This is a genomic window from Vibrio sp. FE10 (assembly GCF_030297155.1).
Taxonomy (GTDB): Bacteria; Pseudomonadota; Gammaproteobacteria; order Enterobacterales; family Vibrionaceae; genus Vibrio; species Vibrio apostichopi.
This window is the reverse complement of the sequence record NZ_AP028067.1, coordinates 1,596,653-1,611,098: the sequence shown is the minus strand read 5'-3', so window position 1 is coordinate 1,611,098 and position 14,446 is coordinate 1,596,653. Positions and strand designations below refer to the sequence as shown.

The window sequence follows — 14,446 nt, the reverse complement described above, 5'->3', positions numbered from 1 at the left end:
ATATCGACTAGCGAGTCGTTGGTTTAACCATTTGCCATTGAGATAACGCTTTGTCAGCAACATTGCACTCCTGCATATACAAGCTTCTCCATCGGTGCGCCGCACTGTAGGTCACTTTAGATAGATCGCCTGTCGTAATACAAAGGTTAGAACCCACTAACTGCACCTGTTTATCCTCTGTAAACTCAAACGTTTGGAACTGAGTAGCTTTCAAAAACGGTTCGTCAACGTGGCAGCGTTTTAGCATCAACGCATTGTAAGGTAGCGAATTATTATTCACGCCCATAACAGTGACACATGCCTCGTAAGCAGGAAAGAACAGTGTTCCATCATCTCGATAGGTCACCGCTTCATCAGCGTACAAGCCTTCTTTGCAGTTGTGCGTCAGTAACGGCAAATCGAATCTTACATACTCACCACTTCCAGCAACATCAATGCAATAGCCGTCTTCCCTGTCTAACAGATCAACCAACTTTAAGTGTGATCCCGTTTCCTTCCAATCTGCGCTTACTGGGCCAGCAAACAACAGCGATAGCAACGATATCAGCCCCAGCGGCAATGTAGAGTACGGTGTTTGATACATTTTAGTGTCCTTCTAATATCGACTTTACAGGGCAGTGATAGATTTCGCGTATTCCAACATTTCGTCAAAATATGGATTGTAGGTCAGCCTCGCATGAACCTTCCCTTCTTCCTTGTATCCCCAAGCGGAATACCACGGTTCATCACTATTTAAACAAGCTTCATAATCAAGAGGGTCGGTGCTGTTACGACACATTTGGAATTTACCATTAGCGCCATAATAGAAATTGTCTTCACGGTATAACAAGCTCATGTGAGAGAAGTTACTGATGCGTTTTGACGGCACACGACTGTCGAAATGGACAACGCGTTTATCTAGCGTATCTGGCTTGTTTCCAAACCAAATAAATCGGCTGTTTGCATTGGTAAACTGCGTTTCAAACAGTTTAAGGACTTCAGTAACATTAACGACACTGTCATCTTGAGTGACAGCTAAAAATGCAGGTCTGTCGAAAGGCTTTCTTTCTAGAGATTTTTGAACCTCGTAGCTAGTCCAGTAATACTGCGCAAAGCCATTCAAAGGTACGCTATTGTATTTCATTTGATTGTTGTGATTTTGCGGATCGCCTTGGAACACCCAATCAACAAATAGAGCGCCAGCAGGCGCAAGGAAATCAATGTCACTGTCAGATTTAAAGGCAGGAGAAAACAGATACAGAGCCTCTATGCTTGGGTTGCTATTGGCATAATCCGTCACCAAATTCGCACCAGTAGAGAACCCAGCTAAAGACACCTCAAACCCCTCTTCCTGCATAATCTCGACTTGATTTTTAACCGTCTTCTCCCAATCAGATATACTTATCGGCACTAAATCGGCGGGACGACTACCATGTCCCGGAAGCAATACACTGCGCACCAAGTAACCTTCATCAGCGAACTCTTGGGCAACATCGACAAAAGACCAAGGAGAGTCGCCCAAGCCATGCACAAAAATGATGCCCTTTTTCAGTGTGTTTGCTTGGTTTGGTGAGATTTCAAAAGGAGTATTATAAGAAAGCTCCGCTGCATGATCGTCTTGCAAAAACACACGATTCTCTTCAAGCCAAGTCTGAACGGTTTGTTGATACTCTAGAAACGAGTCAAACTGTTGCACTGGAAACGCACTAGTAGACGTGTCATAGAGTGGATGATCATATTCCTGCTCGCTGCTAATACATCCAATCAGCAATAAAGCACAACCCATGATCACAAGAGCATTGAGCCTAGTTTTCATAAAAATATTGACCTTAATGTGTAACGAAATTTCATTTCTATTTTCCAGATAGCTTAACGTCGCACGCTTGCAGGTAAGGTGCGGTAATCGATTCAAGTTGGTCCCACAACTTCCTAGAACCAGATGCATCACAACCAGGATCCCCGTCCGGTAAGTCAACCAACCCAAACACATTGTGCCAGTAACTTCCTCTTGGAAGAGCTTGTGTCGCACCAATCAGAGAAGAGTGAGACCCTTGCTCTTCCGACACAAGTTGCTTAGTACGAAGCCATGCGAGAAACCCTTTTTTACTTCCAGCAAAACCACTGGCAACCACTCCGGGATGAACCGCGATTGGATGAATATTAGGGTAACGCTCTGATAACTCACGCACTTGCCACAAATTTCCCAGCTTGCTTCGTGAATAAGTACTGGATGTGCCATCAAAAGGAATATCAGCCGCACACTCATTTTCCATAATGTAAATATCGCCACTGGTCACTACCAGACGAGCATCGTCAACCAACATGTTTTTCTGCATAAGGAGTCGATAAAGAATGTGATGACCTAACACATTGACTGAAAATGTTTTTTCATAGCCGGAAGGTGAGATTTCAGCCTTTTTAGACACCAGCCCCGCGTTACAAATAACAATGTCGAATGGCGTCTCCCCTAGTTGCTCTACAGCAGCGACAATACTCTCAGGATCTGCAAGATCCATATAGATTGATTCGGCATGAAGGATGTCATCCGTTGCATCCGATAAACCTCTCGCCAACGACGTCACCCTCGCACCTTGAGCAAGTAAAGAACGAGTGATGAACTCACCAATGCCAGCGGTTCCACCCGTTACAAGTACCCTTTTCCCATCAAGCCTTGGTAACTCAGGGCAAGCATGATGTTTTCTTTTCTGTCCAATAATGGCCGATATCACTCGGCGATGCCTGCCCTTCGGGGGACCACTGGCAATCAAACTTAGCGGCATAGCGATGCTCCCAATGGATTCGATAATAACAAATGACAATTTACAATAAATGTCATTTGTTGCATTGTCAACGCGCCAATTTGATATAAGAACACATTAACTCTTATGTATAACGGCAATAACTTATGTATAGCGGCAATAACCTTTGCATTAAACGATGACCTCGTTTGACTGAGTAGACGGTAATCGATAGCATCAAGCTAATACTGTCGTTATCGAAGGTTCTTATTTTCAAAGCCTTAAATACGGGTTTAGACACAATTTATTGGTAGTTAGAAATGCTTACTAAAGAAAAAATATTAGATGCATCGGAAATCGTTTTACGTAAATTCGGCCCAAGAAAAACGACCGTTGTTGACGTAGCTCGTTCCCTTGATGTGAGTCACGGCACGGTTTACCGACACTTTGCAACTAAAGCGGAATTGCATGAGGCGATAACATTAAGATGGTTGGAGCGTGTAACTGCGCCATTAACTGAGATCGCACACAGTTCTGAAAGCGCATCAATAAGGCTTCGAGAATGGTTTGAGGCGTTAACGGCCATTAAGAGAAGCATTTTTATTGGCGAGCCAGAGTTGTTTGAGTCATATTCATCATTGGCACAACAAACACCAGAGCACGTAAAATCAAAACACATCAACCATCTGTTGCAGCAAGTTGAGTCGATTTTGAATGATGGCGTTACAGAAGGTGTCTTTGAAATTGAGGATTGTGCTATTACTGCGCGTTGCTTCTTCTTTGGTACCGTGCGTTACCACCACCCACTTCATTCATCAGAATGGAAAAGCGACACCATTGAACAAGAATTTACACAGCTTTTTTCTTTGTTAGAAAAAGCCATCTATAAACACTGATTCCTAATCGTTTCTGTAATAGCCGATTAGATGGGAGAGGATGATTGTGAAGCGTACACTGTTTCTGTGTGGGTTGATGGTCAGCCAATTACTATCGCTGAATCATGCATTGGCCTCTCCTCAACAAGAGATTGACCATCTGCTTACCTTTGTTGAATCAACGCAGTGCAAATACGAACGAAATGGCACAATGCACAACGGGCCAGAAGCGGCTGCACATATAAAAAAGAAAGCCGATTATTACGCTGACGATATTGAGTCTGCTGAAGATTTTATCGCGCATTCAGCAACAAAAAGTATGTTGAGTGGCCGTCATTACCAAGTTCACTGTGTAGGTAAAGCATCGGTTAGCAGTGAAGTTTGGTTAAAATCCGAACTTGATGATTTTCGGTCTCGCTAACTTTTTAGCTTTCTGACTCTCTAACGCTAAACCCTGTCAACTTACTGCTTTGCTAAATAGTAAACAACAAAGTGCCAAACAAAAAAAGAGCCCCTAAATAGGCGCTCTTTTCGTTTTTTGATACTTCCTGTATCCATAGACAAGTCCAATCTGTAGTACTTTCACCGAAAGCCAGATCATCGATATCTCCAGTTGTGTATCAACTTAAATCTAGCACACAATCTTCAAGCTTTTCTGAGACACAACCGAAATAATCAACTTAGTGCCATTCCATCTCACCACTTAGCACTTTGGCACCCAGTTCAAGGTCGCCTTCTGTTGCCTTGAATTGTGGGTATGCTTTCTTCATATAATCACTGATATCAACAGAAGTTGGATTGCTTGTGCTTACCAGTGCTTTTTCGATGTCTGCCACGTAATCCAATGTAAACTGAACGCCATTTGTATCCGTTGGCATTTCACCTAAGTAGTGACCTGGAATCACCACCTCAGGCTTAAGTGCTTTCATGCGCTCTAATGATTGTGACCACTGGCTACGAATCTCTTTTGATGCGGTATCTGCCATCCATACATGTATGCCACTATAAACCGACACACCACCAAACACCGTTTTCTCAGACGGAACCCACAGGTACGCTTGGTGTGTGTTAATTTCTCTCACCTCGATGGTTTCACCTTCAATACTTAGCGTGGTGTCATTAAGAACGGTTGGGACAATAACTTTAGACGGAGCGTTGTCTTCTAAGATTGGGCCCCAGTACTCTAGCTTTGCATCTTTAGTACGCTTGATGTGAGCAACGATCGCTTCACTGGCAACGACCTCAACGTTTGGAAATGCCGCCACTATCGGTTCTAAGCCAAAGTAGAAATCTGGGTCACCGCTGCTGATGTAAATCATCGATAGCTCTTTGCCTGTGGCTTTGATTTGCTCCACCAGCTTTTGTCCATCTGCGACGCTAAATTGTGCATCAAACAGAATCACTTCTTTCTCTCCCGAAACCAGTACAGAGCTTGCTGGGAATATCGCATTTTCACCCGGATTGTAATGGGTGATGTTTAGCTCAGCAGCAGAGACAACACTCGATGCAGCTAGCATGGCTCCTAAACTCATTGTTCCTAAAAGCGCGGTTCTTGATACAAGGATTTTAGATAACTTTTTCATAGCTTTATTCCGTTATTAAGAGCTGAACGCCTGCCAACTCATTGAGTGTGCAAACATCTTATTTGATTGGAATTAGATGAAATAGACATCAAATTAACTTTCACTGTTGCGATTTTCGGACATATACTCATTTTCTGGTAGCGATTAGATTCAAAAATCATTTGGGTAATAAGAACAATGGATAAACTCGAGGCAATGAACGTCTTTGTCACCATCGTTGAGCGTGGCAGCTTGAGTGCCGCAGCCGAGCACCTTGAGCTCTCTCGAACCAAGGTCACGCGCTATTTGGGTGAACTCGAAAACTGGATGGACACACGCCTGCTTCATAGAACCACTCGAAGCTTGAGCTTAACCAGCGCAGGAAAAGAGACGCTTGAAGTCGCAAGAGAGTTGCTTGCCCTTGAGGCGTCGTTAGCAGGTATCAGAAACCAAAGCCACGAGCACTTGAAAGGCCAACTGCGTATTACCGCAAGTTACTCCATTGTCGATAGCTTCTTGATGGACGTGATCAGTCACTTCATCGATAAATGGCCAGAGGTCTCGATTGATATCGTTTCTACCGATCAAACGGTCAATCTTGTTGAATCACGCATCGATTTGGCAATTCGTATTACCAACGAACTGACACCCAATATTGTTGCTAAACAGCTAGGTGAATGTCGGTCTGTGATTTGCGCGTCGCCACAATATCTAAAAGAGAAAGGGACCCCAAAAAACGCACAAGATTTAGCGCACCACAACTGCCTATCATTCAGTTATTTTGGCAAAACCGCGTGGACGTTTAATGGCCCGAATGGGCTGGAATCAGTGCCGATTAAAGGGAACATCAGTGCGAATACTTCTGAAGTTCTACTTTCTGCCACACTCAAAGGCAACGGTATCTGCTTACTGCCCTTTCCTTCAGTCGAAGGCCTAATTGAAAACGGGGTGTTGGTTCCTCTTCTCTCTGAATGGAAACCGAAAACGTTGGGTGTGCACGCAGTTTATGGAACGCGTAAACAAGTCACACCGCTGTTAAGAGCCTTTATCGATCACCTATCAAGTGAGATGGAACAGTCGACAAGCTGGTAGATAAACTCTCTCATTAACGATACTGATGTGGAATAAGTATTATTAATTTTACTTATGCAGAGCTAAATTCTATCTTGGCTGCATTATCCAACACTATAAACAAACGCGATTACGCAGGGAAAAAGACGATGACCGCCATTACCGATTTAGACATTTTGTTAAAGTCCATGTCACCAGAACTCATTGAAGGCAACTATGTTTTCTGTACTGTCGATGGAGCGTTGGCAGACTATATTCAACTCGACCCAATCGCGACCTTTCGTGAAAAAGAAGGCTTAACCTTGGTGCTCGCTGAGGATGCCGCACGCCAAGCTCAACTCGATTTCGATGGTGTGTTTAGCTTGATTACTTTGTCGGTACACTCAAGCCTTGAAGCGGTTGGATTAACAGCGGCCTTTGCCACAAAGCTTGGCTCATACGGCATTAGCGCCAACGTGATTGCTGGCTTTTATCACGACCACATCTTCGTTCAGAAAGACAAAGCTGAAGCCGCAATGAGTGCACTTAGAGAGTTTTCAGAAGCGAGCTAACAAAAGTGCGTTCTTCAGGCACAAAAAAAGCGACGTAATCTACGCCGCTTTGGCTTATTGCTTACTGTTCATTCACTGATCAGGCATCAGAAAACGAGACCGTTAAGCAAGCTTAAAAGTCGCCACTTTGTCACTTAAACCAGCGGCTTGGCTCTTAAGTTCGTTCGACTCAGTTAAGCTGTCCTGTGCGCCCACAACCAAGTGGTCAGTAACATCTTTAATGGTCGTAATGTTTTGGGTAATTTCACCCGTCACGTGCGTTTGCTCTTCAGCTGCGGTCGCAATTTGAGTCGCCATATCGCTAATCAAAGCAACTGCAGTATTGATCTCTTCAAGTGCGTGCGAAGCTCTGTCGGCATCTTCTACTGAATGTATTGCCAGTTTAGAACTGCTCTCCATCAGCTCAACGGCTTGGGTCGTTGTGCGCTGCAGAATATCAATCGTTGATTTGATCTCTTCTGTTGAAGAGTGAGTACGCTGTGAAAGCACACGAACTTCGTCAGCTACCACGGCAAACCCGCGTCCTTGCTCGCCCGCACGAGCGGCTTCAATCGCCGCATTCAAAGCAAGTAAGTTGGTTTGCTCTGCAATGCCTTGGATTGTCGCTAATACCGTTGAGATCTCTTGAGCATGCTTGTTAAGTTCGCTAATCACATTGCCCGCTTCGTTCACTTCATTGGCCAAGTTATTAATCGAACCTTTCGTGTCGACGACCAGAGCGTGACCACTGTTGGTGCTTGCTGCTGAGTCTTGTGCAGCCTTTGCTGTTTGTTCTGCATGCGATGCAATCTCTTGAGTTGCACAAGCCATCTCCGTTACCGCTGTCGCCACCATAGTAATTTCTTGCTGCTGGTGGTTTAGTTCATCCACAGAACGATTTGCACGCTGGGCACTTTGCTCCGACTGGCTGTTTAGCTGTTCTGATTGTCCACGGATATGACCAATCAACTGCTGTAAACTACTCACAAATGTATTGAAATTATGAGCCAGCTCACCGACTTCGTCTTGGTTTTCAACATGAATTCGTTGAGTTAAATCACCGCTACCATTAGCGATTTGTGCCAAGGCTTGAGATACATGATTAAGCGGACGGAATAGAATCGTACACAGCAGATTGAACAATATGGTACATACAATCACGACCAGCAGTGTCACCAACACTTGCCCGATCACAGCATCAAATAACGGTGCCACCAAAGAATCATGGTTAACCACACTGATGGTGATCAGGTTAGTTCCATCAATCGCACGCGCATACAGTACATAGTCGCTGCCGTTTAAGTCGATAGAGGTATCTTTACCGCTCACCAACGCCTTTTGTACATCTGTGAAATTAAGCCCAAGTGAACTGATATTCTGATTCAGTAGCTTGGTATCTGCGTGCGTGTAAACCGTGCCTTTATTGGTCGCGATGAACATATAACCTTCACCCGGAAGGATTACCTTTTCAAGGCTATTAAGGATGTCGGTAATTTCTACGTCTGCACCTAACACGACCTGCTGACCATGCAATTGCATTGCGGTACCCAGCGACACAACGTTAGCGCCCGTTGCCGCTGCAACCGTTGGGTTGTCCATGAACACTTTACTTGGATTCGCAACCGCATTGGTGTACCAACCCCATACGCGTGGATCATCATTGCCCGGTGGCAACACAACACCATTCGCATTCTTTTGCGAACCGTCAGGGAATGCCAGGAAGACATTATCAAAAGAGGCAGAATCACGAACCTGTTTTAGGTGAGTTACCAAGCTTTCTTGTTTGGACTCTTTCGACAGAGAAGTGAGCGCACGCTCTTTGGATAAGATCCAATCTGACACGTATTGGTTGTAAGAAGCGGACGCCCCTTCCAAACGCTGTTCAACTTCTGTATCCAATCGTTGCAATGATGCACGAAATGAAAGTGCTTCGACCAAAATCCCCCCCAGGATGATGGCCATACTGGCAGAGATCGCCAGCTTATTCTTAAGCGAGAGTTTCTTTAACATAGAAAACCTATAATTTTTGTATAAATAACCGTGGGTAACAGAACCGTTCCCATGCGGTAGCAAGCCAATATATTTTACACATTAAAATAAATAATAGAACGGGCTAACTCATTGTATTATCGATATATGTGAACCAATAGCAGATCCAGATCAATTCACAATCGAAAGAATGATATACGTTAAGTTACGCCTTCAAAGCCCAAACAAAGATGCCGAGCCTTTTGCTTCATTTACCCTGATGTAAATGGCGTTCGTATTCTCAATGCATTAATCTTATAAGCTATTAAGTACTCAGAGTTTTCCTATGTCCCGAAGTCAACGTCTCTTCGATCTGCTCCAATTATTGCGCTGTCATAAATACCCAGTGTCTGCCGATCATCTCGCTAAAGAGCTAAACGTGAGTACTCGCACCATTTATAGAGACATCGTGACGCTGCAAGCACAAGGTGCTGAAATTGATGGTGAAGCTGGAGTGGGTTATCAATTGAAACCCACCTTCACTCTCCCACCAATGATGTTTTCAACGGAAGAATTGGAAGCGTTACGGCTTGGCGCTGAATGGGTCGCCAAGCAAGCCAATGGGGAATTCAGTGAATCGGCTAGAAATGCCATTGCCAAGATTTCTGCGGTATTACCTGCTGATCATCAAGCCAAACGCAGTGAAGACATTGTGCGTGTTGCTTCAATCATTGAGGTTGCAGAGTTAACTATTGAACTGTCGGACATCAAACTGGCAATTAAGCAAAAGAACAAAGCTGATCTCCTTTACACAGACGCAAAAGCTAATGTGAGTTCAAGAATCGTTTGGCCGATGTTGATTGGCTTATTCGAACAACACTATGTTTTGGTCGCTTGGTGTGAAACGCGAAATGCGTATCGGAATTTCAGGCTCGATAGAATCGTAGAATGGAAAATGCTTGAAGAAAGATATCAGCGCCCGCGTCATGACTTGATCAAAGATTGGCAGAACATCGAAGGCATTGCAGATAAAGTGATTCGCTACTGACAAAAACTGTCACTAGCACGCGTTATATTTCTCTCAACCCGAGCAAACTCGATGGAAATCAAGTTGCCCAGAGACGAAACGAGTTAAATCAGAAACAACATCGTAAATCAAATTGACCAGCCTAGGAGCTATTATGTTTACCATTGATTCATTTGTTCTTTATGTCGCAGACATTCATCGGAGCATGGACTTTTATGCAAAAGCATTTGATTGCGAGCCAAAGCTTCTATCACCAACCTTTGCTGCCCTAGACTTTGCAGACAACGTTAAAATCACCCTAAAGCAGGCTGACGTTCTAACACCAGCAAGTAACATCAAGGGCGGCGGCACTGAGCTCTCTATGCCTGTTGCTGATAAAGAGACACTGGAAAATCTTTATCAAGCATGGAAAGAAAAAGGCATTCAGTTTGAACAAGATCCAGAAGAGTCGGTTTACGGCATCAACTTTCTTGCTGTTGACCCAGACGGACACCGTATCCGCGTCTTCGCTTAAGCGAATAAGAGCAAGCTGCGCCTAGCCGCTTGCTCATCTCATCTCATCTCATAAACAGTTTATTAGCCGAAATCTAGCGTCAGCAATAATCGTGTCTCGTCAGATGAAGTAACGGGAGAACGGTGCACAAGACCCGCATTTTCATTGCCACTCCAGCTCTCTCCTTTCAGCAACGCCACATCACCACTCACCATTTGTTGAATATCAGATTCATGAGTGTATAAGCCTGAAGCAGAATCGGGTTGTCCGTTGGCTCCTCGTCCTAGCTTCGAACGGTCGACCGCGTAGTTTGGCAACCATTGCGTCGCGACACCATGATAAGTCGTCACTAAGCGGCAAGGTACTTGGTCAAAATGGAAACGAGGACACATCGCTTTATTCAGAACCGCTAGGCGCAGCCCTACTTCTTCAAGTTCGAACAAGCAACAGAACATATCCACCAGCTCTGCCATGTTTTCTAACAGCGCTTTAGAAGCCGTTCCGTCTGTCGCAAACTCTAATTTCTCAAAAGCGTTGTCAGGTGACAGACTAATAGACTTACTAAAGTTTGGATTCGACGCGATAAACTCACCAATGGCACTTGTTAAGTCAGCATCAAATGTACGCTGCCAAATCGCAATATTGATATCACTTTGATAGATATCGGCCAGTACCGTTGGCTGCTCAGAAGCACGAAAGCATGGTTTGTGACTCGCTTGATCCTTGATACTCACGGCGGAACTAATGTTAAGTGGCTGATTACTATTGGTTGTCAAAGGCTTCGTTAACACGGCATTCATTACGTCATCTCCTTGATACATGCTTATCGTCTTCCTCTTGCCGCTACGGTCGTTATTCACAGCAAGAGTGATTTTAGTTATGTTATAACATAACTAAAAATACACAAGTAACTTAGCCGATCATGGTTCCAATAATATGGCGATGCTCTACCTTCCTCAGGTAATTTGGTGAATGCTAGACTAAGCTTTTATCTATCTTTCTTTTCCAACATATATGCTCTAAAAGATGTGCTAAAGAAGTTCTTTAAGCGAACGGCTCCATAACGTTAAACCTGTAAATTCATCAATCTGGTGACCACTTATGAAAAAACTAATACCTACGCTCGGTCTGTTTTGTACCCTCATTTCTGCGCCATCTTTTGCAGAAACGGGCTACACGTTAGATCCCAAGTTATCGAACGTTACATTCGCAACCATTAAGAAACAGTTTGTTGTGGAGCCCGCGTCGATAAAACCTCTGTCCGGTGGGCTAACAGAAGAAGGTCAGTTTTCCATATTGCTAGACTTGAAGAGCGTGAGTACCGGAGTATCGATTCGCGACCAGCGACTCAATGAGCTCTACTTTGAATCGATGACTTTCCCTGAAGTGAAGATCTCCGGAAAGGTTGACCCTGCAATGCTATCTGGCGACCCACAAAATACGTCTATCGCTGCCGAAGTCACCTTGCATGGCGTAACCAAAACCATCGACTTCCCGGTTATGGTTGTTCCGGCTGAAGGTTTTATCATGGTCAATTCAACATCAACCATCATCGTCAATGGCGCTGATTTTGGGATATCGACGGAAAATCTAAACAAGCTTTCAGCAACCGTCGGCGGGCTAGCGATTTCAGATAAGGTTCCACTAAGCTTCAATCTACTCTTCGACAAGTAATAGTTTAATACCGTCTCTTTCTGGCTCCCTCTAAGCTCTCTCCATCCTATTAAGGCGAGAGCTTAAGCGGAGAATATCCCATCATTCTTAATGCCTATAAAGTCCCAAACAGAGCCAGAATAAGGTTCAATGGAGCCGTATTTCTCGGAACGAACCACCAAATAGGTCATACTAGAGCCCTCGTATAAAAAGCCCATAGCAGCCAAACCGCATGAACTCTATTACCCTCAGTGAACCTTTCACTCTAATCAATGGCCAAGTGATTAAGAACCGCCTGTTTAAATCAGCGATGAGCGAACAACTTGGCGACAAAAACCACAACCCGACAATCGGTTTAGTTAACCTCTATCAACGTTGGGCGAATGGCGGGATTGGTTTGTCGATAACCGGTAACGTAATGGTCGATAGGAATGCGCTCGGTGAACCGAAAAACGTTGTTTTGGATGAGCAAAGTGACTTAACCGTTTTTCGTCAATGGGCTAACGCCGGAAAGCAAAATGGTTCACAAATATGGATGCAGCTTAACCACCCCGGTAAACAGATCCCTAAGTTCTTATGCAATGAACCCGTCGCTCCCTCTGCTATATCACTAGGCCGAGGATTAGAGAAAGGCTTTAACACCCCAAGAGCTCTCAGTAATAGCGAGATCCATGACGTTATTAATAAGTTCATCCTGAGTGCTAAGCTCGCCAAACAAGCTGGCTTTACTGGCGTTCAAATCCATGGCGCTCACGGTTACCTTGTCAGTCAATTTTTGTCGGCAAGGCACAACCAACGCGACGATAAATGGGGCGGCTCATTGGAAAACAGACTTCGATTCGTACTCGAAGTGTATCGTGGTATCCGAAAAGAAGTGGGCGATGATTTCCCTGTTGGTATCAAGCTTAACAGTGCCGACTTCATGAAAGGTGGCTTCACGGAAGATGAGTCAATGCAGGTTGTAAAAGCGTTGAGCGAAGACGGAATTGACTTAATCGAAATATCAGGTGGGACTTACGAAAGCCCGTCGATGATGGGATCTAAGAGCAAAAGTGAACCGATAAAGGCAAGCACACTCAAACGTGAGGCCTACTTTATGGATTACATGGTTAAAGCGAGGAAGTTGGTCAACACGCCCCTCGTGGTCACTGGTGGCTTTCGAACCGCACAAGCGATGAATGACGCGTTAAACACATCCGCAACTGACTTTATCGGCATAGCTCGAACCATGGCGGTTGACCCTGACTTCCCCAATAAGTTAATTGAAAATCCAGAATACGGAGTGCCACTAACCGTCCCTACTACAGGGAAGCCTTCATTAGATAGAATGGCGATGGTTGGATTGGTTTGGTACGAACATCAAATGTGGCGAATGGCCGCGGGAAAAAACACCGACCCAAGATTAAGTGCGCTTGGCGTCGTGGTTAAAACGATCTTAAGTGCAGGTTGGCACGCCTTCAAAAAACGCAGAGCGTAACGTGTTTAGCGTATTTGACGTATTTAGCGTATTTATTCCGGAGAATTGAAGCGCTTATACTCCAAAAGATGTCGTTGATGTCACATGTCGTTACACAGCATGAAGCCTTAAGGCTTTACATCTTGGGCGAGGTAAACAACAATCCCTGAGAATAAATCCATAACATAATGTATTTAGAAATTATGAGTAATACAGAAAACAAAAAATCGAGCCCTCTTTTCGAAGTCGTTTTTAACGTCTTTCTTCCTTCATTCATCCTAATGAAGTTCAGTGGAGAGGAGCATCTCGGAACTGGCTTAGCATTGCTTGTCGCACTTGCCTTCCCTATTGCTTACGGTGGTATGGAATTAATCCGCAACAAGAAGTTTAACTTTATCGCTGCGTTGGGCTTTGTCAGCGTATTATTAACGGGCGGCATTGGTTTCTTCGAACTCGACACTCGTTGGTTAGCGCTCAAAGAAGCATTAATCCCCGGCTTAATTGGTTTAGCGGTACTTGGCTCTACGTTTACTCGCTACCCATTTATCCAAAAAGTCATCTTCACTCCGGCACTATTAAACATCTCATTGATTGAAGAGCGTTTGAGACAGTTTGGCAACCAAGCGAAGTTTGATCGTTGCCTAATGACATCAAACTACATGTTCGCTAGCACGTTCGCCTTCTCTTCTGCGATGAACTACTTCCTAGCGACTTGGATTGTCACCAGCCCAGCAGGCACAGTAGCCTTCAATGAAGAGCTTGGTAAGCTGACACTTTACAGCTACCCAGCAATCGCTATCCCAAGCCTTCTGATGATGTTAGGTATTTTCTACTACATCTGGCGCCAAGTACGCGGCATGACGTCATTAGAAACGGAACAGATCTTCATTACCAAGTAGCTCTTACCGAACGACCTTAGAAACACACCAAAAGCTCAGCACACTCGCTGAGCTTTTTCGTTTTACTCTCTCGTTGGTTGGTCGATGGAATTTCATCTTTGATTGATCAAATGAATCACATTTATAATTCGAGGCCAGTTTTCTTAGATTAGGTCAAGTAACTCACTTTAAATCCATAATAATCAACGAATTCCA

15 protein-coding genes are annotated in these 14,446 nt (G+C 44.4%); 9 read left to right on the top strand and 6 right to left on the bottom strand.

All coding sequences use genetic code 11. The annotated features are described in order from the left end of the window. Positions 1-7 precede the first annotated feature (7 nt). From QUF19_RS07320 to QUF19_RS07310, 3 genes are read right to left on the bottom strand one after another with little or no spacing between them, the layout of a single operon-like run. Entirely contained in the window at positions 8-583 is a 576-nt protein-coding gene (locus tag QUF19_RS07320) for a DNA-directed RNA polymerase subunit beta family protein (protein WP_286298125.1), read from the bottom strand. A gap of 24 nt (positions 584-607) precedes the next feature. Beyond that, the gene (locus QUF19_RS07315) at positions 608-1,795 is read right to left on the bottom strand and encodes an alpha/beta hydrolase (protein WP_286298123.1); all 1,188 of its coding nucleotides are present in this window, start codon (positions 1,793-1,795) and stop codon (positions 608-610) included. Positions 1,796-1,832: 37 nt separating this feature from the next. After that, positions 1,833-2,759: an SDR family NAD(P)-dependent oxidoreductase gene (locus tag QUF19_RS07310; RefSeq protein ID WP_286298122.1), complete on the bottom strand. Its 927-nt coding sequence runs from the start codon at positions 2,757-2,759 to the stop codon at positions 1,833-1,835. 278 nt (positions 2,760-3,037) lie between these two features. On the opposite strand from QUF19_RS07310, the gene QUF19_RS07305 reads away from it, so the two are divergent. Both QUF19_RS07305 and QUF19_RS07300 read left to right on the top strand, forming a co-directional pair. Beyond that, positions 3,038-3,613, top strand: a complete 576-nt coding sequence (locus tag QUF19_RS07305) for a TetR/AcrR family transcriptional regulator (protein WP_286298121.1) — start codon at positions 3,038-3,040, stop codon at positions 3,611-3,613. Between the two features lie 40 nt (positions 3,614-3,653). Beyond that, positions 3,654-4,013, top strand: coding sequence for a DUF5329 family protein (locus QUF19_RS07300; RefSeq protein ID WP_286298120.1), 360 nt, complete (start codon positions 3,654-3,656; stop codon positions 4,011-4,013). A 259-nt stretch (positions 4,014-4,272) separates the two neighbouring features. Here QUF19_RS07300 and QUF19_RS07295 read toward each other — a convergent pair whose 3' ends face one another. After that, positions 4,273-5,175 carry a Vmh family MBL fold metallo-hydrolase gene (locus QUF19_RS07295; protein ID WP_286298119.1) on the bottom strand — a complete coding sequence of 301 codons (903 nt, stop codon included), beginning with the start codon at positions 5,173-5,175 and terminating at the stop codon, positions 4,273-4,275. A gap of 177 nt (positions 5,176-5,352) precedes the next feature. On the opposite strand from QUF19_RS07295, the gene QUF19_RS07290 reads away from it, so the two are divergent. Both QUF19_RS07290 and QUF19_RS07285 read left to right on the top strand, forming a co-directional pair. Then, on the top strand, positions 5,353-6,246 hold the full coding sequence (locus QUF19_RS07290; RefSeq protein WP_286298116.1) for a LysR family transcriptional regulator: 894 nt from the start codon (positions 5,353-5,355) through the stop codon (positions 6,244-6,246). A gap of 128 nt (positions 6,247-6,374) precedes the next feature. Next, entirely contained in the window at positions 6,375-6,776 is a 402-nt protein-coding gene (locus QUF19_RS07285; protein ID WP_286298115.1) for an ACT domain-containing protein, read from the top strand. A 102-nt stretch (positions 6,777-6,878) separates the two neighbouring features. Here QUF19_RS07285 and QUF19_RS07280 read toward each other — a convergent pair whose 3' ends face one another. Next, positions 6,879-8,765 carry a methyl-accepting chemotaxis protein gene (locus QUF19_RS07280; protein WP_286298114.1) on the bottom strand — a complete coding sequence of 629 codons (1,887 nt, stop codon included), beginning with the start codon at positions 8,763-8,765 and terminating at the stop codon, positions 6,879-6,881. 304 nt (positions 8,766-9,069) lie between these two features. Between QUF19_RS07280 and QUF19_RS07275 the strand changes: the two genes are divergently transcribed. Both QUF19_RS07275 and QUF19_RS07270 read left to right on the top strand, forming a co-directional pair. After that, positions 9,070-9,771, top strand: coding sequence for a helix-turn-helix transcriptional regulator (locus QUF19_RS07275; RefSeq protein ID WP_286298113.1), 702 nt, complete (start codon positions 9,070-9,072; stop codon positions 9,769-9,771). 133 nt (positions 9,772-9,904) lie between these two features. Further along, positions 9,905-10,264: a VOC family protein gene (locus QUF19_RS07270; protein ID WP_102435268.1), complete on the top strand. Its 360-nt coding sequence runs from the start codon at positions 9,905-9,907 to the stop codon at positions 10,262-10,264. A gap of 62 nt (positions 10,265-10,326) precedes the next feature. On the opposite strand, the gene QUF19_RS07265 is transcribed toward QUF19_RS07270, so the two are convergent. Further along, entirely contained in the window at positions 10,327-11,043 is a 717-nt protein-coding gene (locus QUF19_RS07265) for a DUF1826 domain-containing protein (protein ID WP_286298834.1), read from the bottom strand. A 301-nt stretch (positions 11,044-11,344) separates the two neighbouring features. Between QUF19_RS07265 and QUF19_RS07260 the strand changes: the two genes are divergently transcribed. From QUF19_RS07260 to QUF19_RS07250, 3 genes are all read left to right on the top strand, one after another. Next, positions 11,345-11,917, top strand: a complete 573-nt coding sequence (locus QUF19_RS07260; protein ID WP_286298111.1) for a YceI family protein — start codon at positions 11,345-11,347, stop codon at positions 11,915-11,917. 211 nt (positions 11,918-12,128) lie between these two features. Continuing rightward, the gene (locus QUF19_RS07255) at positions 12,129-13,373 is read left to right on the top strand and encodes an NADH:flavin oxidoreductase/NADH oxidase family protein (RefSeq protein WP_286298109.1); all 1,245 of its coding nucleotides are present in this window, start codon (positions 12,129-12,131) and stop codon (positions 13,371-13,373) included. Between the two features lie 182 nt (positions 13,374-13,555). Continuing rightward, entirely contained in the window at positions 13,556-14,251 is a 696-nt protein-coding gene (locus tag QUF19_RS07250) for a VC0807 family protein (RefSeq protein ID WP_286298107.1), read from the top strand. The last annotated feature ends 195 nt before the right edge of the window (positions 14,252-14,446 follow it).